Raw genomic sequence first — 21,632 nt, forward strand, 5'->3', positions numbered from 1 at the left:
GAATGGAGGGATGACCGGGGCGCTCGACTCCTTCGCGCCCGCGACGCGGGCGTGGTTCACCGAGTCCTTCCACGAGCCGACGCCCGTGCAGGAGGCGGCGTGGCGCGCGATCGCCGGTGGCGAGCACGCGCTCGTCGTCGCGCCCACTGGCTCCGGCAAGACGCTCGCCGCCTTCCTGTCGGCGATCGATCGCCTCCACCACGAGGGTCCGGCCGTCGACGCGGCGACCGGCGAGGTGGCGGATGGCGCGCCACGCGCCACGCGCGTCGTCTACCTCTCACCGCTCAAGGCCCTGGGCGTCGACGTCGAGCGCAACCTCCGCGCCCCGCTCGTCGGCATCGCCCGCACGGCTGCGACGCTCGGCGTCGACGTGCCCGAGGTCACGGTCGGCGTCCGCTCGGGCGACACGTCGCCGACCGACCGCCGGGCGCTCGTGAAGCGCCCGCCCGACATCCTCATCACGACGCCCGAGTCGCTCTTCCTCATGCTCACGTCGCAGGCGCGCGAGACCCTCGCGGGCGTCGAGACGGTCATCGTCGACGAGATCCACGCGCTCGCCGGCACCAAGCGCGGCGCCCACCTCGCGCTCTCCCTCGAGCGGCTCGACGAACTCGTCGCGCGCCCCGTGCAGCGCATCGGCCTGTCGGCGACCGTGCGTCCGCACGAGGAGGTCGCGCGGTTCCTCGCCGGGACTCGTCCGGTGTCGATCGTGGCGCCGCCGTCGGGCAAGCGGTTCGACCTGCGGGTCACGGTCCCGGTCGACGACCTCGGCGACCTCTCGGGCGAGGCGGGCGGGTCGGTGTGGCCGCACGTCGAGGAGGCGATCCTCGACGAGGTGCTCGCGCATCGCTCCACGATCGTGTTCGCCAACTCCCGCCGTCTCGCCGAGCGCCTGACGGCCCGGCTCAACGAGCTCTGGGTCGAGCGCACCGCGCCCGACGACGACGAGCCGGAGACCGGTGCGGGCGCGCCTGCGGCGGAGATCGCGCCGGTCGGTGCCGCCGTGGAGGCGCCGGCCGGGGCATCCGTCGCCGCGCGCACCTCGCCGGTCCCGGCCGCCGTCCGGCGGCCGCCGTCCGAGCTGCCCGGCGCATCGGGCATCACCGCCGGCGCCGAGCCGATCATCGCCCGGTCGCACCACGGCTCGGTGAGCAAGGAGGAGCGCGCACTCGTCGAGGCCGACCTCAAGGCGGGGCGCCTGAAGTGCGTCGTCGCGACCTCGAGCCTCGAGCTCGGCATCGACATGGGTGCGGTCGACCTCGTCATGCAGGTCGAGTCGCCGCCGTCGGTCGCGAGCGGCCTGCAGCGCATCGGCCGCGCGGGCCACCAGGTCGGCGAGGTCTCGAAGGGCGTGCTGTTCCCGAAGCACCGCGCCGACCTGCTGCACTCCGCGGTCGTCGCCGAGCGCATGGTCGAGGGTGCCATCGAACCCATGCGGATCCCCGCGAACCCGCTCGACGTGCTCGCGCAGCAGACCGTCGCGGCATCCGCGATCGACGAGTGGGAGGTCGAGCGCTGGTTCGACGTCGTCCGACGCGCGGCGCCCTTCGGCTCGCTGCCGCGCTCGGCGTTCGACGCGACCCTCGACCTGCTCGCGGGCCGCTACCCGTCCGATCGCTTCGGCGAGTTGCGGCCCCGCATCGTGTGGGACCGCGACGCCGGCACGATCACGGGTCGTCGGGGTGCGCAGCGCCTCGCCGTCACGAGCGGCGGCACCATCCCCGACCGCGGCCTCTTCGGCGTGTTCATGATCGGCGACGCCGGTCCGGGCCGGCGGGTCGGCGAGCTCGACGAGGAGATGGTCTACGAGTCGCGCGTCGGCGACGTGTTCGCCCTGGGGGCGACGAGCTGGCGCATCCAGGAGATCACCCATGACCGCGTGCTCGTCTCGCCCGCCTTCGGCGAGCCCGGGCGGCTGCCGTTCTGGAAGGGCGACGGGATCGGCCGGCCCGCGGAACTCGGCGCCGCGATCGGGACGTTCATCGGCGAGCTCGCCGCCGCTGACGAACCCGCCGCGCTCGCCCGCACCACGGCCGCCGGCCTCGACGAGCGCGCCGGCGCGAACCTCGTGCGCTTCATCGCCGACCAGCGCGAGGCGACGCGCGTCGTGCCCGACGCCGAGCACCTCGTCGTCGAGCGGTTCCGCGACGAGCTCGGCGACTGGCGGATCGTGCTGCACTCGCCCTACGGCATGCGCGTGCACGCCCCATGGGCGCTCGCTGTGGACGCGCGCGTGATGGAGCGCCTCGGCGTCGAGGCGCACGCCGTCGCGAGCGACGACGGCATCGTGCTGCGGATCCCCGACACTGCCGACGAGTTGCCGGGCAGCGAGTTGTTCGAGTTCGACCCGGAGGAGCTCGCCCAGCTCGCGACCGAGCGCGTCGGCGACTCGGCGCTCTTCGCCTCCCGCTTCCGCGAGTGCGCCGCGCGCGCCCTGCTCCTTCCGAGGCAGAATCCGGGGCGGCGCTCGCCACTCTGGCAGCAGCGGCAGAAGGCGTCGCAGCTGCTCGAGGTCGCACGCGACTACCCCGACTTCCCGGTCGTGCTCGAGGCCGTGCGCGAGTGCCTGCAGGACGTCTACGACCTGCCCGCACTGACGGCGCTCGCGGGGCGCATCCGAGGCCGGCGGGTGAGGTTCGTGGACGTCGCCACCGAGACCGCGAGCCCGTTCGCGGCGAGCCTGCTGTTCGGCTACGTCGGCGCCTTCATGTACGAGGGCGACGCGCCGCTCGCCGAGCGGCGTGCGGCCGCGCTCTCGCTCGATCCCGGCCTGCTCGCCGAACTCCTCGGCACGGTGGAGCTGCGGGAGCTGCTCGACCCCGCGGTGGTCGAGGAGACCGAGCGGATGCTCCAGCGCCGCCACCCCGATCGGCTCGCGCGAGGCGAGGAGGGCGTCGCCGACCTGCTCCGCGAGCTCGGGCCGCTCACCGATGCCGAGATCGGCGAGCGGGTGGACGAATCGACGGATGCCGCGGCATCCGTCGCCGCGCTCGTCGCCGCGCGCCGCGGCGCCCGCGTGCGGTTCGCGGGAACGGAGTGGGTCGTTGCCGTGGAGGACCTGAGTCGCCTCCGCGACGCGCTCGGCGTGCCGATCCCGCCGGGGCTGCCGGACGCGTTCGGCGAGGCGGTGCGCGACCCGCTCGGCGACCTCGTGAGCCGGTACGCCCGCACCCACGGGCCGTTCACGACCGTCGCCGTCGCCGAGCGGTTCGGCATCGGCGGCGCCATCGCGCACACCGCGCTCGCGCGCCTGGCGGGGGAGCGGAGGCTCGTCGAGGGCGCGTTCCTGCCGCACGGCAGCGGTGCCGAGTGGTGCGACGCCGAGGTCCTGCGTCGGCTCCGCCGGCGGTCGCTCGCCGCGCTGCGAGAGGAGGTCGAGCCGGTCGCGCCCCGCGAGTTCGGACGCTTCCTGCCCGACTGGCAGCACGTCGGCGGGCGACTCCGCGGGGTGGACGGCGTCGCGGCGGTGGTCGAGCAGCTGGAAGGGGTGCGGATCCCCGCGTCGGCGTGGGAGTCGCTCGTGCTCCCTGCGCGCGTCGGCGATTACCGTCCCGAGTTCCTCGACGAGCTCACCTCGAGTGGCGAGGTGCTCTGGGTCGGGCAGGGGGCGCTCGCGGGCGACGACGGCTGGGTCGGCCTGCACCTCGCCGACACCGCCAAGCTCACCATGCCCGCGCCCGTCGACCAGCCCCTCGACGCGATCGAGACGGAACTGCTCGCCGTGCTCGGCGGGGGCGGCGCCTACTTCTACCGCCAACTCGCCGAGGCCGTGGGCGCGACCGAGGACGCCCCGGTCCTCGACGCACTGTGGCGGCTCGCGTGGGCCGGGCTCGTGACCAACGACACGTTCGCGCCGGTGCGCGGACTCCTCACCGGCGGAGGCGCCCACAAGACCCGCGCGTCGACGCCCCGAGCGCGCATCCGCGGGCGGACCGTGTCGCGCCGGGTGCTCGCTCAGGCGGCGGCCGCGGCGGAGGGCGCCCGCTCGCCGCGATCGGCGCCCCCGCGAGCGGCCGGCCGCTGGTCGGTGCTCCCCGTGCCGAGCGACGCCGCCACCCCGCGCGCGCACGCGCTCGGCGAGACGCTCCTCGAGCGCTACGGCGTCGTCACGCGCGGCTCGGTCGTCGCCGAGGACCACCTCGGCGGCTTCGCACTCGCCTACCGCACGCTCGCGGGCTTCGAGGAGACCGGTCGCGTGCGGCGCGGCTACTTCGTCGACGGCCAGGGCGGCGCGCAGTTCGCCACGAGCGCCGCAGTGGACCGACTCCGGCAGGCCCCGCAGGGCGGCGCGTTCGCGCTCGCCGCCACGGACCCGGCGAACCCGTTCGGCGCCGCGCTCGACTGGCCCGACCCGGTCGTCGAACTCACCCACCGACCGGCGCGCAAGGCCGGCGCCGTCGTGGCGATCGTCGACGGCGAGGCCGCGTTCTACCTCGAGCGCGGCGGACGCACCGCGCTCGTCTTCACCGACGACGACGCGGCGCTCGTGCAGGGCGCGACCGCACTCGCCGACGCGCTCGCACGGGCCCGCGGCGCGCGGTTCCGCGTCGAGACCGTGAACGGCGCCGGCGTGTTCGGCTCCGCACTCGACGCCCCGCTCCGCGCCGCCGGCTTCCGCGAGACTCCGCAGGGCCTCCGCTTCGAGGCGCGGGGCTGAGATGCCCGAGGGCGACACCGTCTTCCGCGCCGCACGTCGGCTCGACGACGCGCTCGCAGGGCGCACCGTGGTCCGAAGCGACATCCGGGTGCCGGCGTACGCCACGGTCGACCTCGCCGGCGAGACGGTCCACTCGGTCGCCAGCCGCGGCAAGCACCTGCTCATGCGCATCGGCGACGTGGTGCTGCACACGCACCTCAAGATGGAGGGCGAGTGGCGCGTCATCCCACCGGGACGTCGCTGGCCCCGACCCGCGCACCGCGCCCGCGCGATCATCGAGATGGCGGATGCCACGGCCGTCGGCTTCGACCTCGGGCTCGTCGAGGTCTTCCCGGCGAGCGAGGAGGGCGAGCGGCTCGCCTACCTCGGCCCCGACCTGCTCGGGCCCGACTGGGACGCCGGCGAGGCCGAGCGCCGCCTCGCCGTCGAACCCGACGTGGCGGCGGTCGTCGCGCTCGCCGACCAGCGGAACCTCGCCGGGCTCGGCAACGTCCTCGTCAATGAGGTGTGCTTCCTCCGCGGCATCCGCCCCGACCGCCCGATCGGCGAGGTCGACCTCGCGCCGACGATCGACCTCGCGCGCCGGGTCATCCACGCCAACCGCGATCGCCTCGAGCGGACGACGACGGGCGACACGCGACCGGGCCGGCGGCTCTGGGTCTACGCGCGCGCGGGCGAGCCGTGCCGGCGCTGCGGCACGCGCATCGAGCACGGCCGTTTCGGGCGCAACGACGTCGAGCTGCGCGAGACGTACTGGTGCCCGCACTGCCAGCGGTGATCGAGGGCCGTGCCCGGCGAACCGCGCGGGGTCAGGTGACCGGGCCGGTCCACTTCTCGCCGGGGCCCTTGCCGAGCTCGTCGGGGATCGCCGACGCCTCGCGGAACGCGAGCTGCAGCGAGCGGAGGCCGTCGCGCAGCGAACGGGCGTGCATGTCGGCGATCTCGGGCGCACCCGCGGTGATGAGGCCGGCGAGGGCGTTGATCAGCTTGCGCGCCTCGTCGAGGTCGGTCTGCGAGCCGGGGTCGTCGGCGAGGCCGACCTTGACGGCCGCGGCGCTCATGAGGTGCACGGCCGCCGTCGTGATGACCTCGACCGCGGGAACCTCGGCGATATCGCGCGTCGCGTCGGCGACGGCATCGGCCGCACCCTGATCGGCGCCGGCGGGATCGAGCGTCTCGGGGTGGTCGTGCTCGGGCGCACGCGTGGACTCGGGCGAAGTGTCGCTCACCGGGGAATTCCTCTGCTAGACTACTGCGGGCTCCGGGGCCAGTCCCCGGTACGAAAGTGGAGAGACTCCCACCCGCGCATACCGCTTCATCAAGGTTACCGGGTCGTTCGCACTCCGCTTCCCCGCTCCGGCGGGGGAGTAGCAAGGGTGCCGCATGAGCCCGCGGTGAGATTCCGCGGGGCGTCATCGCGTGGATTTCCGCTCTCGTCTTCGGGCGGCATCCGTCTCCCGAAGAGCTGGAAACCAGTTCGAGTAGAGGAGACTCGCATCAGCGATCCGCGTACCAATGACCGTATCCGCGTTCCCGAGGTCCGCCTCGTGGGCCCAGGCGGAGAGCAGGTCGGCGTCGTGAAGATCGAGGTGGCACTGCGGCTCGCGCAGGAGGCCGACCTCGATCTCGTCGAGGTCGCGCCGAACTCCCGTCCGCCGGTCGTCAAGATCATGGACTACGGCAAGTACAAGTACGAGGCTGCGCAGAAGGCGAAGGAGGCCCGGCGCAACCAGGCGAACACGATCCTCAAGGAGGTTCGGTTCCGCCTCAAGATCGACAAGCACGACTACGAGACCAAGATGAAGCGCGCCGTCGGCTTCCTGAAGTCCGGCGACAAGGTCAAGGCCATGATCCTGTTCCGCGGACGCGAGCAGTCGCGTCCCGAGATGGGCGTGCGCCTCCTGCAGCGCTTCGCGGAGGACGTCGCCGAGTACGGCACCGTGGAGCACAACCCGACGATCGACGGGCGCAACATGGTCATGGTCATCGCCCCCCTCAAGAACAAGTCCGAGGCCAAGGCCGAGGCGAACGCACAGCGTGCTGCGGCGAAGCAGCGCCCGGCGGCGGATGCCGCGGGCGACGAGTCGCAGACGGCCGCGGCCGACGAGGCCTAGGCCAGCACAGAACGTCCGCCACCTCGGTGGCGGCAGAACCAAGGAGAGAGACGAGAGATGCCGAAGCAGAAGACCCACTCCGGGTCCAAGAAGCGCTTCAAGGTCACCGGCAGCGGCAAGATCAAGAAGCAGCAGGCCGGTATGCGCCACAACCTCGAGGGCAAGTCCTCGGTGCGCACCCGCCGCCTGAACCAGGACAAGGTCGCCTCGGCGCCCGACACCAAGGTCATCAAGAAGCTGCTCGGTCGCTGAGCGACGAGACCCGGTAAGGAAGAGACACAGTCATGGCAAGAGTCAAGCGCGCAGTCAACGCGCACAAGAAGCGTCGGGTCATCCTCGAGCGCGCCGAGGGCTACCGCGGTCAGCGGTCGCGCCTCTACCGCAAGGCGAAGGAGCAGGTCACCCACTCGCTCGTCTACTCGTACAACGACCGCCGCAAGAAGAAGGGCGACTTCCGTCGCCTCTGGATCCAGCGGATCAACGCCGCTGCGCGCCAGAACGGCATCACGTACAACCGCCTCATCCAGGGCCTCGGCCTCGCCGGCATCGAGGTCGACCGTCGCATCCTCGCCGACCTCGCGGTCAACGAGCCGGCGACCTTCGCGGGCCTCGTCGAGGCCGCCAAGAAGGCGCTCCCGAGCGACGTGAACGCTCCGAAGAACGCGGCCTGATCTCCGCTTCGGCCAGAACGGCCCGACACCCTCGTGGTGCCGGGCCGTTCGTCGTCTCCGGGGGTCGGGCGCCTCAACCGCACCGAACGGAGCGAGGGCACGGCCGGGACGGCGGGCGCGACGCGGCGCGGCGGGGGAGCGGCGGCGGCGCGGCATCCGTCGCTAGGCTGGACGCGTGCTGGAGAACCCGAGGTCGCCGCGAGTGCGGGCCGTCGCGAAGCTCGCGAAGAAGCCCGCGCGCGTCGAGACGGGCATGTTCCTCCTCGAGGGGCCGCAGGCGGTCGCCGAGGCGCTGACGTTCCGGCCGCAGCTCGTCGTCGAGCTCTACGCGACGCCGACCGCGCTCGAGCGCTACGCCGACATCGGCGACACCGCGATCGATGCAGGCGTCGACGTCGAGTACGTCACCGAGGAGGTCCTGAACGCGATGGCCGACACGGTCACGCCGCAGGGCTTCGTCGCGGTCTGCCACCAGTTCCCGACCGCGGTGAAGGACGTCTTCGCGACGCATCCGAAGCTCGTCGCGATCCTCGAGGAGGTGCGCGACCCCGGCAACGCGGGCACGATCGTGCGCGCCGCCGACGCCGCCGGCGCCGATGCGGTCGTCTTCACGGGGCGCGCGGTCGACCTCTACAACCCGAAGGTCGTGCGCTCGTCGACGGGGTCGATCTTCCACCTGCCGGTCGCCGTGGGCGCCGAACTCGACGACGTGCTCGCTCGGGCCCGGGAGGCCGGCCTCACGATCCTCGCCGCCGACGTGAAGGGCGAGGACCTCCTGGACGCCCGCCGCGACGGCGTCCTCGCGCAGCCGACCGCATGGCTCTTCGGCAACGAGGCCCACGGGTTGCCCGACGAGAAGCTCGCACTCGCGGACCGCGTCGTCACGGTGCCGATCTACGGGCACGCCGAGTCGATGAACCTCGCGACGGCCGCGTCGGTCTGCCTCTACGAGAGCGCGTTCGCTCAGCGCAGCGAGGTAACGGAACGGTAAACCCGTGTCCGAGCGGTGGCCGCGGGACCGCCCGGAGCCCTAGTTTGGGGGATATGCCGGACACTGCTCCTCCAACGTCGAACATCTCGGTCCGTCGGGGCGAGCCCCTCGTCGTGGTCGACCACGTCGACAAGTACTACGGCGACCTGCATGTGCTGAACGACATCAACACGGTCGTCAACCGGGGCGAGGTCGTCGTCGTCATCGGGCCGTCCGGCTCCGGCAAGTCGACGCTGTGCCGAGCCATCAACCGGCTCGAGACGATCGACTCGGGCACGATCACGATCGACGGCAACGTGCTCCCCGACGAGGGCGCGGCCCTCGCGAAGCTCCGCGCCGACGTCGGCATGGTCTTCCAGTCGTTCAACCTGTTCGCGCACAAGACCGTGCTCGAGAACGTCACGATCGCGCCGATCCGGGTCAAGCGGATGTCGCGGAAGGACGCCGAGGCCAAGGCCATGGAGCTCCTCGAACGGGTGGGCGTCGCCAACCAGGCGAAGAAGATGCCCGCGCAGCTCTCGGGCGGCCAGCAGCAGCGCGTGGCCATCGCGCGATCGCTCGCCATGAACCCGAAGCTCATCCTCATGGACGAGCCGACGAGCGCGCTGGACCCCGAGATGATCAACGAGGTCCTCGACGTCATGGTCGGCCTCGCCGAGCAGGGCATGACGATGATCGTCGTCACCCACGAGATGGGCTTCGCCCGCAAGGCCGCCGATCGCGTGCTCTTCATGGCCGACGGCGCCATCGTCGAGGAGGCCGTGCCGGCGGAGTTCTTCGACCACCCCAAGACCGATCGCGCGAAGGACTTCCTCTCGAAGATCCTCGCGCACTAGACCTCCGCTGCCACGAGCGGCGGGGACCCGAACGACACGAGAGATGAGGCACGACATGAGACGCAGCAGAATCGCCCTGGTCGCCGCGGCGGCCGCGACCGCGCTCCTGTTCGCCGGCTGCGCCGGCGACGCCGGCAGCCCCGGCGACGACGGCGGTGAGCCGAGCGTCGAGGAGGCGCCCGAGTTCGAGGAGGGCACGACGATGGCGGCGCTCGCCGAGGCGGGCACCGTCACGGTCGGCACCAAGTTCGACCAGCCGCTGTTCGGCCTCGTCGGCCCCGACGGCGTCCCCGTCGGGTTCGACGTGGAGATCGCGAAGATCATCGCCGCCGAGCTCGGCATCGCGCCCGAGGACATCGAGTGGGTCGAGACGGTCTCGGCCAACCGCGAGCCGTTCATCGAGAACGGCCAGGTCGACTTCGTCGTCGCGACGTACACGATCAACGACGATCGCAAGGAGGTCGTCGACTTCGCCGGGCCGTACTTCGAGGCAGGCCAGTCGATCCTGGTGCTCGCCGACAACGAGGACATCACGAGCGAGGACGACCTCGTCGGGCAGCCCGTCTGCTCGGTCACGGGTTCGACCCCCGCCGCGAACCTCAAGGAGCTCGGCGCCGAGGTCATCGAGACCGACACGTACAGCAACTGCCTCGAGCCGCTGCGCGGCGGCCAGGCCGTGGCCGTCTCCACCGACAACGTGATCCTCGCGGGCCTGGTCGACCAGAACCCCGGTGAGTTCAAGGTCGTCGGCGAGCCGTTCACGCAGGAGCCGTACGGCATCGGCGTGATGCTGGGCGACGACGACTTCCGTTCGTGGATCAACGACGTCCTCGAGCAGTCCTACGAGGACGGCTCGTACGAGGCCGCCTGGGATGCCACGGCGGGAACCGTGCTCGAGTTCCGCGAGCCGCCGGCCGTCGACCGGTACTGATCCGAACGCGAGGTCCGGGTGCCGATCGGCACCCGGACCTCCCGGGTCGGTCCGCCGGCCGCACACACAGGAAGGAAGCGCGTGGACGCGGTCCTCGACAACTTCCCGCTCTACCTGCAGGGCTTCGGCACGACCGTGCTGCTGCTGCTGGTCTCGGGAATCGCCGCTCTCGTCATCGGCACGCTCATCGCCGCCATGCGCATCTCCCCGGTGCCGTCGCTGCGGTGGTTCGCGACGGTCTACACCGAGCTCGTGCGGAACACCCCGCTGACGCTCGTGCTCTTCTTCTGCGCCTTCGTGCTGCCGCAGCTCGGCTCGCGCCTCGACTACGTCACGGCGGCGGCCATCGGCCTGTCGGTCTACACGTCGCCGTTCGTGGCCGAGGCCCTGCGCTCCGGCGTGAACGGCGTGCCGGTCGGCCAGGCCGAGGCCGCGCGGAGCGTCGGGTTCGGGTTCGCGCAGACCGTGGGCCTGATCGTCCTGCCGCAGGCCTTCCGGATGACGATCCCGCCGCTCATCAACGTGTTCATCGCCCTGACGAAGAACACCTCGGTCGCGGGCGGCTTCTTCGTGGTCGAGCTCTTCGCGGTCGGGCGCACCGTGGCGAACGCGCGCGGCGACCAGGTGATCCCGGTCCTGCTCGGGGTCGCCACGTTCTACCTCCTCATCACGGTGCCGCTCGGGTTGCTCGCGGCACGCCTCGAACGACGTTGGGTGGTGCAGCGATGACGAACGTGCTCTTCGACGCCCCGGGTCCGGTCGCCCGGCGCAATTCGCTGATCGCCTCGATCGCGGGCGGTATCGCCATCCTCGGCGGGCTCGCGTGGATCTTCTTCACGCTGAACGCCCCGCGCGGTGACCTGCCCGGCTACTTCGACCCGTCGCGATGGGACGTCTTCGCCGACCCGACCGTCTGGCGCTACATCTTCGTCGCCGGCGTCTGGGGCACCCTGCGTGCCGCGCTCACGGCCGCGGTGCTCGCCGTCGCCCTCGGCATCGTCTTCTCGCTCCTGCGCAGCGCGCAGACCGCGTGGATCCGCATCCCGACGGCGATCGTGCTCGAGTTCGTGCGCGGCATGCCCGTGCTGCTCATGATGCTGTTCATCCTGCTCGTGCTGAACACCGGCTCGTTCTGGGCGGTCGTCGCCGCGCTCACGCTCTACAACGGCGCGCTCATCGGCGAGGCCCTGCGCGCGGGTCTCGCGTCGCTTCCTCGCGGCCAGCGCGAGGCGGGCCTCAGCCTCGGCATGCGGCCGATGCAGTCGAAGATGCTGATCGAGTTCCCGCAGGCGTTCCGCCAGATGCTGCCGATCATCATCGCCCAGCTCGTGGTGCTCCTGAAGGACACCTCGCTCGGCTACATCGTCGGATACGTCGAGCTGCTGCGCGTCAACATGAACCAGCTCGCGAGCTTCTACGGCAACTACTACCTGTTCTCGTTCTTCGTCGTCACGCTCGTCCTCTACCTCGCGATGAACCTGTCGCTGTCGTGGTTCGCACGCTGGGTCGCGAAGCGCACCGCGCGCCGCACGGGCCAGAAGCCGCCGAACCCCGACGAGGAGAACGAGGAACTGCTCGTGGGGCTCGCGAAGGCGGATTCCCAGCGGGGGCAGACGGGCGGAGGGTCGGTCTACGGGCCGCGGTCGGGCGCGCGCGACGACTAGACTCGTACTTCGTGTCCGAGCCCCTCCAGATCACCGAACCGGCCGTCGCGGCCGCGGTCGACGCGGCCCTCGCCGCGATCGCCGCAGCGGGCGACTCCGCCGCGCTCAAGGCCGTCCGCGCCGAGCACACCGGCGAGAAGTCGACCCTCGCGCGACTCAACGCGTCGCTCCGCGACGTTCCCAACGACCAGAAGGCCGCCCTCGGCAAGCTCGTGGGCGGCGCCCGAGGCCGCGTGAACCAGGCGTTCGCGGCGCGCGAGGCCGAGATCCTCGAGGCCGAGGCCGAAGCGCAGTTGGCCGCCGAGGCGGTGGACGTCACGGCGCTGCCGTCGCGGTTCACGGCTGGGGCGCGCCATCCGCTCGCCCTGCTGCAGGACCGGGTCTGCGACGTCTTCACCGGCATGGGCTGGGAGATCGCCGAAGGCCCCGAGGTCGAGAGCGAGTGGTTCAACTTCGACGCGCTGAACTTCGACGCCGACCACCCGGCGCGTGCCATGCAGGACACGTTCTTCGTCGACCCGCCCGAGGCGCACCTCGTGATGCGCACGCACACGAGCCCCGTCCAGGTGCGCTCGATGCTCGAGCGCGAGGTGCCGATCTACGTGCTCGCGCCGGGGCGCGTGTACCGCACCGACGAGTTCGACGCGACCCACCTGCCCGTGTTCATGCAGTTCGAGGGCCTCGCCGTCGACAAGGGCCTGACGATGGCGCACCTGCGCGGCACGCTCGACCACTTCGTGAAGTCGATCTTCGGCGACGAGGCCAAGGTGCGCCTGCGCCCGAGCTTCTTCCCCTTCACCGAGCCGTCGGCCGAGCTCGACTTCTGGCACCCGACCTTCAAGGACGGCCCGCGCTGGATCGAGTGGGGCGGCTGCGGCATGGTGCACCCGAACGTGCTCCGCGCGGCCGGCATCGACCCCGAGGTCCACACGGGCTTCGCCTTCGGCATGGGCATCGAGCGCGGGCTCATGCTCCGCAACGACGTCCAGGACATGCGCGACATGGCCGAGGGCGACATCCGCTTCTCCCAGCAGTTCGGAATGGTGGTCTAACGCATGCGAGTGCCCCTCAGCTGGCTCGCCGAGTACGTCGATCTCCCGCCCGGCACGTCGCTCGACGACGTGCACGCCGCGCTCGTGCGCGTCGGGCTCGAGGAGGAGGATGTGCACACGTTCGACCTCCAGGGCCCCATCGTCGTCGGCGAGGTCCTCGAGTTCGTCGAGGAGCCGCAGTCGAACGGCAAGACCATCCGCTGGTGCCAGGTGCGCGTCGCGCCCGACGGCGAGCAGGCCGCCGACGGCGGCGACGCCGTGCACGGCATCGTGTGCGGTGCGCGCAACTTCTTCGCCGGCGACAAGGTCGTGGTGACCCTGCCGGGCTCGGTGCTGCCCGGCCCGTTCCCGATCGCAGCGCGCAAGACCTACGGCCACGTGTCGGACGGCATGATCGCGTCGGCCAAGGAGCTCGGCCTCGGCGAGGACCACGACGGCATCCTGCGCCTCTCGACGCTCGGCATCGACGCACCCGTGGGCACGGATGCGATCGCGCTGCTCGGCCTCGACGACGCGGCGGTCGAGATCAACGTCACGCCCGACCGCGGGTACGCGTTCTCGATCCGCGGCGTGGCGCGCGAGTACGCGCATGCGACGGGCGCGGTCTATCGCGACCCGGCGGCGCAGGTCGCCGCGGCCGATGCCGCCGCCGACGCGTTCCCGGTCGAGGTCCGCGACGACGCCCCCATCCGCGGTCGCGTCGGCGCGAGCGTCTTCGCGACCCGGATCGTGCGCGGCATCGACCCGACCCGCCCCACGCCGGCGTGGATGGTCGCACGGCTGAAGCTCGCCGGCATCCGCTCGCTGTCGCTGCCCGTCGACATCACCAACTACGTGATGCTCGAGCTCGGCCAGCCGATCCACGGCTACGACCTCGATGCGCTGCAGGGCGGCATCGTCGTCCGCCGCGCGGCGGACGGGGAGACCCTCGAGACGCTCGACGGCAAGGTGCGAACCCTCCACGCGGAGGACCTGCTGATCACCGACGACCGCGGGGCGATCGGCCTCGCGGGCGTCATGGGCGGCGCCACGACCGAGATCGGCGACGCGACGACGAACGTGCTCATCGAGGCCGCGAACTTCGACCCGGTGTCGATCGCGCGCACCGCGCGTCGCCACAAGCTGCCGAGCGAGGCGTCCAAGCGCTTCGAGCGCGGCGTCGACCCGGCCGTCGCGGGTGCTGCGGCCTCGCGCGTCGCACAGCTGCTCGTCGACCTGGCCGGCGGCACCGCCGACGAGACCGGCTCGCTCTTCCACGAGGCGCCGGTGCGCGAGGCGATCCACCTGCCCGACGGGTTCGTCACGGGGCTCATCGGCGTCGAGTACACCGCCGACGAGGTCCACGACGCGCTGGCCGAGATCGGCGGCGCGGTGACGCGCGTCGTCGGCGGCTTCGACGTCGTCCCGCCGTCGTGGCGGCCCGACCTCGCCGCGAACGTCGACCTCGCGGAGGAGGTCGCGCGCCTGCTGGGCTACGACCGGATTCCGTCGGTCCTGCCGGTCGCCCCGCCCGGGCGCGGGCTCACGCGGTCGCAGCGCGTGCGCCGCGGCGTCGCCGACGCGCTCGCCGCCGCGGGTGCGACCGAAGTGCTCGCCTTTCCGTTCGTGTCGGAGGCCGAGAACGCGCTGTACGGCTCCGCCGACGGCTCGCCGGTCGCGAGCGTGAAGCTGGCGAACGCGCTCGACGCGACCGTGCCGTTCCTGCGTCGCTCGCTCATACCGGGACTCATCGGGGTCGCGCGCCGCAACCTGTCGCGCGGCTTCACCGACCTCGATCTCTACGAGCTCGGCCTCGTGTTCCTCCCCGAGGCCGGTCGCGCGTACGGCTCCGCCGAGCTTCCCATCGGCTGGGAGCGTCCGTCGGAGGCCGTGCTCGCCGAGCTGAACGACGGCATCCCGGCGCAGCCCCGCCACGTCGGCGTCCTGCTCACGGGCGACCTGCAGGCGAAGCAGCCGGGTCGCGCCGCCGAGGCCGCCGGCATCGCCGACGCGCTCGACGCCGTCCGCCGCATCGCGCACGCCGCCGGCGCCCACGTCGAGTTCACACAGGGGTCGCATCAGGCGATGCACCCCGGTCGCACCGCGGAGGTCCGCGTCGGCGGGCGCCTCGTCGGCTACGCGGGCGAGCTGCACCCGAAGCTGACCGCCGAGGCCGACCTGCCGCGCGTGGTCGCGGTCGCCGAGGTCGACCTCGATGCGATCATCACGCTCGCGAGCGATGCGGTCGAGGCGAGCCCCATCGGCACGCTCCCTGCGGCGACGCAGGACCTCTCGCTCGTCGTCGGCGCCGACGTGCCCGCCGCCGCCGTCGCGGCCGCGGTCCGCGAGGGCGCGGGCGAACTCCTCGAGCACCTGCAGCTGGTCGACGACTACCGCGGGCAGGGCGTTCCCGAGGGCTCGAAGAGCCTGACCTTCGCGCTGCGCTTCCGCGCCGTCGACCGCACGCTCACCGCCGCCGAGGCGAGCGACGCCAAGATGGCCGGTGCGGCGCTCGCGGCCGAGCGCACCGGAGCCGCGATCCGCGAGTAGCGGCATCCGTCGCACCGTCACTGGGGCGCCCGGCCGACCATCGACCGGGCGCCCTTGCGCATCGCGGGCGCGGCCGGCGCGCGGTCCCGCGCATCCGGTCCTCGCCGCGCCGCCACGACGGCGGTACCGTTGAGCATGGCCGAAGCGAAGACGGTTCCCACTGGAGCCTCGGTGTCGGAGTTCCTCGAGGCGGTCGAGCCCGCCGGGCGTCGTGAAGACGGCCTGGCGCTCCGCGAGCTCTTCGATCGCGTGACCGACACCGACGCGGTCATGTGGGGTCCCTCGATCGTCGGCTACGGACTGCACCACTACCGCTACGACTCGGGGCACGAGGGCGACACGGCCGTCGTCGGGTTCTCGCCCCGCACGGCGTCGATCTCCCTGTACGGACTGCAGACCCCGGGCGCCGACGAACTCATCGACCGGCTCGGCAAGGTCAAGGTCGGGGCCGGATGCCTCTGGGTCGGCCGACTCTCGACGATCGACCTCTCCGTGCTCGAGGCGCTCGTCGACCGGGCCTGGGTGCGCACGCGCGGCGACGACGTCTGATCGGCGCCCGCGCGAGGCATCCGCTCGACCGCGCCGTCATGCGATTTGCACCGCGCGGGCTCGCACGGCTAGGGTCGCCCCGTGTCCACCGCCCGGCCCGCCGAGACCGCACGCGACTCGCGTGCCGGCGTGCTGCGCGGCCGACGTCGGGGCGAGCGCCGAATCCAGGCGACTCCCGCGGCGGCCTGAGCCTGCCGCCCTGGGCGTCGCCGGAGCCGTCGTCCCGATCGTTCAGCCCAATAAGGTGGATTCCATGACGTTTACCGTCGCCGTCTCCGGCGCGTCCGGCTATGCGGGCGGGGAGCTGCTGCGGCTCCTCGCCGACCATCCCGAGTTCGACGTGCGGACCGTGACCGCGCACTCGAACGCCGGCCAGCCGCTCACCGCGGTCCAGCCGCACCTGCGCAGCTACACGCACCTCACGCTCAAGGAGACGTCCGCCGCGACCCTCGCCGGTCACGACGTCGTCTTCCTGGCCCTCCCGCACGGCGCGTCCGGCGCGATCGCGGCGGAGCTCTCGGCCGACACGCTCGTGATCGACTGCGGCGCCGACCACCGGCTCGAGGACGCAGGCGACTGGGCCGCGTTCTACGGTGGCGACTTCCACGGCGCATGGGAGTACGGCGTCCCCGAGCTGCCGCGCCTGTCGGGCACCCAGCGCACGCGGCTCGCCCGCACGCGGCGCATCGCAGCCCCGGGGTGCAACGCCTCGACCGTGGCCCTCTCGCTCGCGCCTGGGATCCGAGCGGGGGTCATCGAGGACGCCGACCTCGTCTCGGTGCTCGCCGTCGGGCCGTCGGGCGCCGGGCGGGCCCTCAAGGCGCACCTCCTCGGTTCCGAGATCCTCGGGTCGGCGAACCCGTATGCCGTCGGTGGCACGCATCGCCACATCCCCGAGATCCAGCAGGCGCTGCGGTGGGCGGGTGCGGCATCGCCGACGATCTCGTTCACGCCCGTGATCGTGCCGATGTCCCGGGGCATCCTCGCGACCTCGACGGCGCGCGTGGTCCCCGGAACGGATGCCGCGACCGTTCGTGCCGCGTGGGAGGACGCCTACGCGGGGGAGCCCTTCGTGCAGGTGCTCCCCGAGGGCCAGTTCCCGCGCACGGCCGACGTGCTCGGCGCCAACACCGCGCTCATCGGCCTCGCGGTCGACGTGGCGGCCGGTCGCGTCGTCGTCGTTTCCGCCGTCGACAACCTCGTCAAGGGGACCGCCGGCGCCGCCATCCAGTCCGCCAACATCGCCCTCAGCCTCGCCGAGGCGACCGGGCTCCCCGTGAACGGAGTCGCACCGTGAGCGTGACCGCACCCCAGGGATTCGACGCCGCCGGCATCGCGGCCGGCATCAAGCGCTCCGGCGCGCTCGACCTCGCCGTCATCGTGAACCGGGGCCCGCTGCAGGCGGGCGCGGCGGTCTTCACGTCCAACCGGGCGAAGGCGAACCCGATCCTGTGGTCGGAGCAGGTCGTCAAGGACGGCACGGTCGCCGCGATCGTGCTGAACTCCGGCGGCGCGAACTGCTTCACCGGGCCCGAGGGCTTCCAGGTCACCCACCGGACGGCGGAGGCCGCGGCGTCCGCCCTCGGGATCGCCGCGGGCGACGTGCTCGTCTGCTCGACCGGGCTCATCGGCGACCAGCTCGACGGAGAGGTGCTCGAGGAGGGCGTGCTCTCCGCGACGAACCGGCTCGCGAGCGACGAGGCGGCCGGATCCGACGCGGCGCGCGCGATCATGACGACCGACACGAAGCCGAAGACGGTCGAGGTCGTGGTCGACGGATGGCGCATCGGCGGCATGGCGAAGGGTGCGGGCATGCTCGCGCCGGGCCTCGCGACCATGCTCGTGGTGCTGACGACCGACGCCGTCGTCGACTCGGCGGGCCTCCGCGCGGCGCTGCGCCGCGCGACCCGGGCGACGTTCGACCGCCTCGACTCCGACGGCTGCATGTCCACGAACGACCAGGTCTCGCTGCTCGCCTCCGGCGCGTCGGGGGTCGACCCCGACCCCGAGACCTTCGCCGACGCCCTGACGACCGCGTGCCGCGACCTCGCACTGCAGCTGCAGGCCGATGCCGAGGGCGCGAGCCACGACATCGCGATCGAGGTGCGCGGCGCCGTCACCGAGGACGATGCCGTCGAGGTGGGCCGCGCGATCGCCCGGAACAACCTCTTCAAGGCGGCGATCTTCGGGAACGACCCGAACTGGGGTCGCGTGCTCGCGGCGATCGGCACGACCTCGGCGCCGTTCGACCCGTACCTCGTCGACGTGACGATGAACGGCGTCCGCGTGTGCCACGCCGGCCGGCCCGATCGCCCGCGCGAGGACGTGGACCTCACCCCGCGCGCGACGAGCGTGCTCGTCGAACTGCACGCGGGCGAGGCATCCGCCACGATCTGGACCAACGACCTCACGCACGACTACGTGCACGAGAACAGCGCGTACTCGAGCTGAGCATGAGCGAGGAGCAGATGACCCCCGACGCGGATGCGTCCACCACGCCCTCCGCCGAGCCCGACGCCGACGCGCGCAGTGACGCGGCCGTCGCCGCCCGGAAGGCCGGCACCCTCATCGAGGCGCTGCCGTGGCTGAAGCGCTTCCACGGCGAGACGATCGTCGTGAAGTTCGGCGGCAATGCGATGGTCAGCCCCGAGCTGCAGCGCGCGTTCGCGGAGGACATGGTGTACCTCCGCTACGCCGGCATCCGCCCGGTCGTCGTGCACGGCGGCGGACCGCAGATCTCCTCGATGCTCGACCGGCTCGGCATCGCGAGCGAGTTCCGCGGCGGCTACCGCGTCACGACCCCCGAGACCATGGACGTCGTGCGGATGGTCCTGTCGGGCCAGGTGAACCGCGAGCTCGTGAGCCTCATCAACGAGCACGGGCCGCTCGCGGCCGGCCTCTCGGGCGAGGACGCGGGCCTGTTCCGCGGCCGCCGCCGCGGTGCGGTGGTCGACGGCGTCGAGGTCGACCTCGGGCTCGTCGGCGACGTCGTCGAGGTCGAGCCGGAAGCGGTGCTCGCGCAGGTCGACGCCGGCCGGATCCCGGTCGTGTCCTCGATCGCCCCCGACCTCGACCAGCCCGGCCAGTCGCTCAACGTCAACGCCGATTCGGCCGCCGCCTCGCTCGCGATCGCCCTCGGCGCCGCGAAGCTCGTCATCCTCACCGACGTCGCCGGGCTCTACCGCGACTGGCCGAACCGTGACTCGCTCGTCTCCGAGATCGACGTCGCCGAGCTCGAGGCGCTGCTTCCGTCGCTCGAGTCGGGCATGATCCCGAAGATGACGGCCTGCCTGGAGGCGGTCGCGGGCGGTGTGCCGAAGGCCGCGATCATCGACGGACGCGTCCCGCATTCGATCCTGCTCGAGATCTTCACGAGGCAGGGGATCGGCACGGAGGTCGTCCCGGTCGCCGCGGTCGCCGCGACGGATGCCGCGGGGGTGGCGTCGTGACCGACGCGAACGACTGGCGCGAGCACTACTCGCGCCGGATGATGAAGACCCTCGGCATGCCGCTCGCCAAGCTCGAACGCGGCGAGGGCGCCCGGGTCCAGGACGACACGGGTGCGTGGTACCTCGACTTCCTCGCCGGCATCGCCGTGAACTCCCTCGGCCACGCGCACCCAGTCTTCGTCGAGGCCGTGACGCAGCAGGCCGCGAAGCTCGCGCACGTGTCGAACTACTTCGCGACCGAGCCGGCCCTCGCGCTCGCCGATCGGCTCACGCGGCTCTCCGGTGCCGGTGACGCGGGCCGCGTCTGGTTCGGCAACTCCGGCGCCGAGGCGAACGAGGCCGCGTTCAAGCTCGCGCGGCTGAACAACTCGGGCGGAGCCCGAACGCGCGTGCTCGCCCTGGTCGACGCGTTCCACGGGCGCACGATGGGTTCGCTCGCGCTGACCGGCAAGCCGGCGATGCGCGACGCGTTCGAACCGCTGCCGGGGGGAGTCACGCACATCCCGTCGACGATCGAGGCACTCGAGTCCGAGCTCGACGAGTCGGTCGCCGCGTTGATCGTGGAGCCGATCAAGGGCGAGGCCGGCGTGCTCGAGCTTCCCGACGGCTACCTGCAGGCGGCGAGGGAGCTCACCCGCCGACACGGCGCGCTCCTCATCATCGACGAGGTGCAGACCGGTGCGGGCCGCACGGGCGAATGGTTCGCCTACCAGCACGCCGGGGTCCTGCCCGACGCGATCACGGTCGCGAAGGGCATGGGCGGCGGCATCCCGATCGGCGGGCTCGTCACCTTCGGGCGCGCCTCCGACCTCTACTCGCGCGGTCAGCACGGCTCGACGTACGGCGGCAACCCGCTCTCCACGGCGGTCGCGAACGCCGTGCTGTCGGAGATCGAGCGAGCCGGGCTCGTCGAGAACGCCGCGCGCCGCGGTGCCGAACTGCGCGAGCGCGTGCTCGGGCTCGGCTCGCCGCTCGTGGCGGGCATGCGGGGCCGTGGGCTCCTCGCCGGCGTCGCGCTCACCGAACCCGTCGCCGCCGAGCTCTCCGCCGCGGCGATGCGGGCCGGCCTCATCGTCAACGCCGCGAACGACTCGACCATCCGCCTCGCGCCGCCGCTCATCATCGGCGACGCCGAACTCGACGAGTTCGCCGAGCGCTTCGGCCGCTCGCTCGAGGCCGTCGCCGCACGCTGACGCGAATCGCAGACATCCCAGACCACCCAGACCACGCCGCTCGCCCCGCGCAGAACGGAGCATCCATGACCCGCCACTTCCTCCGCGACGACGACATCACGCCCGCCGAGCAGGCCGAGATCCTCGATCTCGCCGTCCGCCTCAAGGCCGACCGCTGGGCGGAGACGCCGCTCGCCGGACCGCAGACCGTCGCCGTCATCTTCGACAAGTCCTCGACCCGCACGCGGGTCTCCTTCGCGGTCGGCATCGCCGACCTCGGCGGCTCGCCGCTCATCATCTCCACGGCGAACAGCCAGCTCGGCGGCAAGGAGACGCCGTCCGACACGGCGCGCGTGCTCGAGCGGATGGTGTCGGCCATCGTCTGGCGCACCTACGCGCAGTCCGGGCTCGACGAGATGGCCGCCGGCACCACGGTCCCCGTCGTGAACGCGCTGTCCGACGACTTCCACCCGTGCCAGCTGCTCGCCGACCTCCTCACCATCCGGGAGCACAAGGGCGAGCTCGCCGGGCTCACCGTCGCCTTCCTCGGCGACGGCGCCTCGAACATGGCGCAGTCCTACGTGCTCGCGGGCGCGACCGCCGGCATGCACGTGCGCGTCGCCTCGCCCGAGGAGTTCGCGCCCGCGGCATCCGTCGTCGCCGACGCCGACCGCATCGCCGCCGTCACGGGCGGATCCGTCGCCCTCCACACCGACGCCGCCGAGGCGGCGGCCGGTGCCGATGTGATCGTGACCGACACCTGGGTGTCGATGGGCAAGGAGGACGAGAAGGCGCATCGCGTCGCCACGTTCGGCGCCTACACCGTCGACGCCGAACTGATGTCGCTCGCGAAGCCCGACGCCGTCTTCATGCACTGCCTGCCCGCGGACCGCGGCTACGAGGTGAGCGCCGACGTCATCGACGGACCGCAGTCGATCATCTGGGACGAGGCGGAGAACCGGCTGCACGCGCAGAAGGCGCTGCTCGTCTGGCTCCTCGCCAGGAAGGACGCGTGAC

At 72.4% G+C, this 21,632-nt stretch carries 19 protein-coding genes; 18 read left to right on the forward strand and 1 reads right to left on the reverse strand.

All coding sequences use genetic code 11. From position 1 onward, the window contains the following. Positions 1-10: 10 nt before the first annotated feature. On the forward strand, positions 11-4,657 hold the full coding sequence (locus ABME02_RS17895; RefSeq protein ID WP_353816715.1) for an ATP-dependent helicase: 4,647 nt from the start codon (positions 11-13) through the stop codon (positions 4,655-4,657). A 1-nt stretch (position 4,658) separates the two neighbouring features. After that, positions 4,659-5,435: a DNA-formamidopyrimidine glycosylase family protein gene (locus ABME02_RS17900; RefSeq protein ID WP_353816716.1), complete on the forward strand. Its 777-nt coding sequence runs from the start codon at positions 4,659-4,661 to the stop codon at positions 5,433-5,435. 31 nt (positions 5,436-5,466) lie between these two features. Here the strand turns inward: ABME02_RS17900 and ABME02_RS17905 are convergent, their stop codons facing one another. Continuing rightward, positions 5,467-5,886 carry a DUF1844 domain-containing protein gene (locus ABME02_RS17905; RefSeq protein WP_353816717.1) on the reverse strand — a complete coding sequence of 140 codons (420 nt, stop codon included), beginning with the start codon at positions 5,884-5,886 and terminating at the stop codon, positions 5,467-5,469. Between the two features lie 267 nt (positions 5,887-6,153). Between ABME02_RS17905 and infC the strand changes: the two genes are divergently transcribed. The 16 genes from infC (at position 6,154) to argF (ending at position 21,631) form a co-directional block, all read left to right on the forward strand. Continuing rightward, a complete protein-coding gene (gene infC / locus ABME02_RS17910; RefSeq protein ID WP_353816740.1) occupies positions 6,154-6,771 on the forward strand; it encodes a translation initiation factor IF-3 in 618 nt (205 codons plus the stop codon). Between the two features lie 57 nt (positions 6,772-6,828). Further along, positions 6,829-7,023: a 50S ribosomal protein L35 gene (gene rpmI, locus ABME02_RS17915; protein ID WP_067949205.1), complete on the forward strand. Its 195-nt coding sequence runs from the start codon at positions 6,829-6,831 to the stop codon at positions 7,021-7,023. Between the two features lie 32 nt (positions 7,024-7,055). After that, on the forward strand, positions 7,056-7,442 hold the full coding sequence (gene rplT, locus ABME02_RS17920; RefSeq protein ID WP_129234085.1) for a 50S ribosomal protein L20: 387 nt from the start codon (positions 7,056-7,058) through the stop codon (positions 7,440-7,442). 175 nt (positions 7,443-7,617) lie between these two features. Beyond that, positions 7,618-8,433 carry a TrmH family RNA methyltransferase gene (locus ABME02_RS17925; protein ID WP_353816718.1) on the forward strand — a complete coding sequence of 272 codons (816 nt, stop codon included), beginning with the start codon at positions 7,618-7,620 and terminating at the stop codon, positions 8,431-8,433. 53 nt (positions 8,434-8,486) lie between these two features. After that, the gene (locus ABME02_RS17930) at positions 8,487-9,269 is read left to right on the forward strand and encodes an amino acid ABC transporter ATP-binding protein (protein ID WP_353816719.1); all 783 of its coding nucleotides are present in this window, start codon (positions 8,487-8,489) and stop codon (positions 9,267-9,269) included. A 55-nt stretch (positions 9,270-9,324) separates the two neighbouring features. After that, entirely contained in the window at positions 9,325-10,200 is an 876-nt protein-coding gene (locus tag ABME02_RS17935; RefSeq protein WP_353816720.1) for a glutamate ABC transporter substrate-binding protein, read from the forward strand. Positions 10,201-10,281: 81 nt separating this feature from the next. After that, a complete protein-coding gene (locus tag ABME02_RS17940) occupies positions 10,282-10,929 on the forward strand; it encodes an amino acid ABC transporter permease (protein ID WP_353816721.1) in 648 nt (215 codons plus the stop codon). After that, the gene (locus tag ABME02_RS17945; protein WP_353816722.1) at positions 10,926-11,864 is read left to right on the forward strand and encodes an amino acid ABC transporter permease; all 939 of its coding nucleotides are present in this window, start codon (positions 10,926-10,928) and stop codon (positions 11,862-11,864) included. Before ABME02_RS17940 ends, ABME02_RS17945 begins: the two co-directional genes overlap by 4 nt. Positions 11,865-11,875: 11 nt before the next feature. Continuing rightward, on the forward strand, positions 11,876-12,916 hold the full coding sequence (pheS, locus tag ABME02_RS17950) for a phenylalanine--tRNA ligase subunit alpha (RefSeq protein ID WP_166548694.1): 1,041 nt from the start codon (positions 11,876-11,878) through the stop codon (positions 12,914-12,916). Positions 12,917-12,919: 3 nt separating this feature from the next. Continuing rightward, complete coding sequence (gene pheT / locus ABME02_RS17955) at positions 12,920-15,445, forward strand: phenylalanine--tRNA ligase subunit beta (RefSeq protein WP_353816723.1); 2,526 nt, start codon at positions 12,920-12,922, stop codon at positions 15,443-15,445. 135 nt (positions 15,446-15,580) lie between these two features. After that, positions 15,581-15,994: a DUF1801 domain-containing protein gene (locus ABME02_RS17960; RefSeq protein WP_353816724.1), complete on the forward strand. Its 414-nt coding sequence runs from the start codon at positions 15,581-15,583 to the stop codon at positions 15,992-15,994. Between the two features lie 253 nt (positions 15,995-16,247). Further along, entirely contained in the window at positions 16,248-17,291 is a 1,044-nt protein-coding gene (gene argC, locus ABME02_RS17965) for an N-acetyl-gamma-glutamyl-phosphate reductase (protein ID WP_353816725.1), read from the forward strand. Further along, positions 17,288-18,445 carry a bifunctional glutamate N-acetyltransferase/amino-acid acetyltransferase ArgJ gene (gene argJ, locus ABME02_RS17970; RefSeq protein WP_353816726.1) on the forward strand — a complete coding sequence of 386 codons (1,158 nt, stop codon included), beginning with the start codon at positions 17,288-17,290 and terminating at the stop codon, positions 18,443-18,445. The genes argC and argJ overlap by 4 nt, the downstream gene beginning before the upstream one ends. A gap of 17 nt (positions 18,446-18,462) precedes the next feature. Continuing rightward, positions 18,463-19,443, forward strand: coding sequence for an acetylglutamate kinase (argB, locus tag ABME02_RS17975; protein ID WP_353816741.1), 981 nt, complete (start codon positions 18,463-18,465; stop codon positions 19,441-19,443). Then, positions 19,440-20,636 (forward strand): acetylornithine transaminase, encoded by a 1,197-nt coding sequence (locus ABME02_RS17980; RefSeq protein ID WP_353816727.1) that lies wholly within the window; start codon positions 19,440-19,442, stop codon positions 20,634-20,636. The genes argB and ABME02_RS17980 overlap by 4 nt, the downstream gene beginning before the upstream one ends. Positions 20,637-20,701: 65 nt before the next feature. Next, complete coding sequence (gene argF / locus ABME02_RS17985; protein ID WP_353816728.1) at positions 20,702-21,631, forward strand: ornithine carbamoyltransferase; 930 nt, start codon at positions 20,702-20,704, stop codon at positions 21,629-21,631. Position 21,632 lies beyond the last annotated feature (1 nt).

Source organism: Agromyces zhanjiangensis (genome assembly GCF_040496055.1).
GTDB classification, from domain to species: Bacteria; Actinomycetota; Actinomycetes; order Actinomycetales; family Microbacteriaceae; genus Agromyces; species Agromyces zhanjiangensis.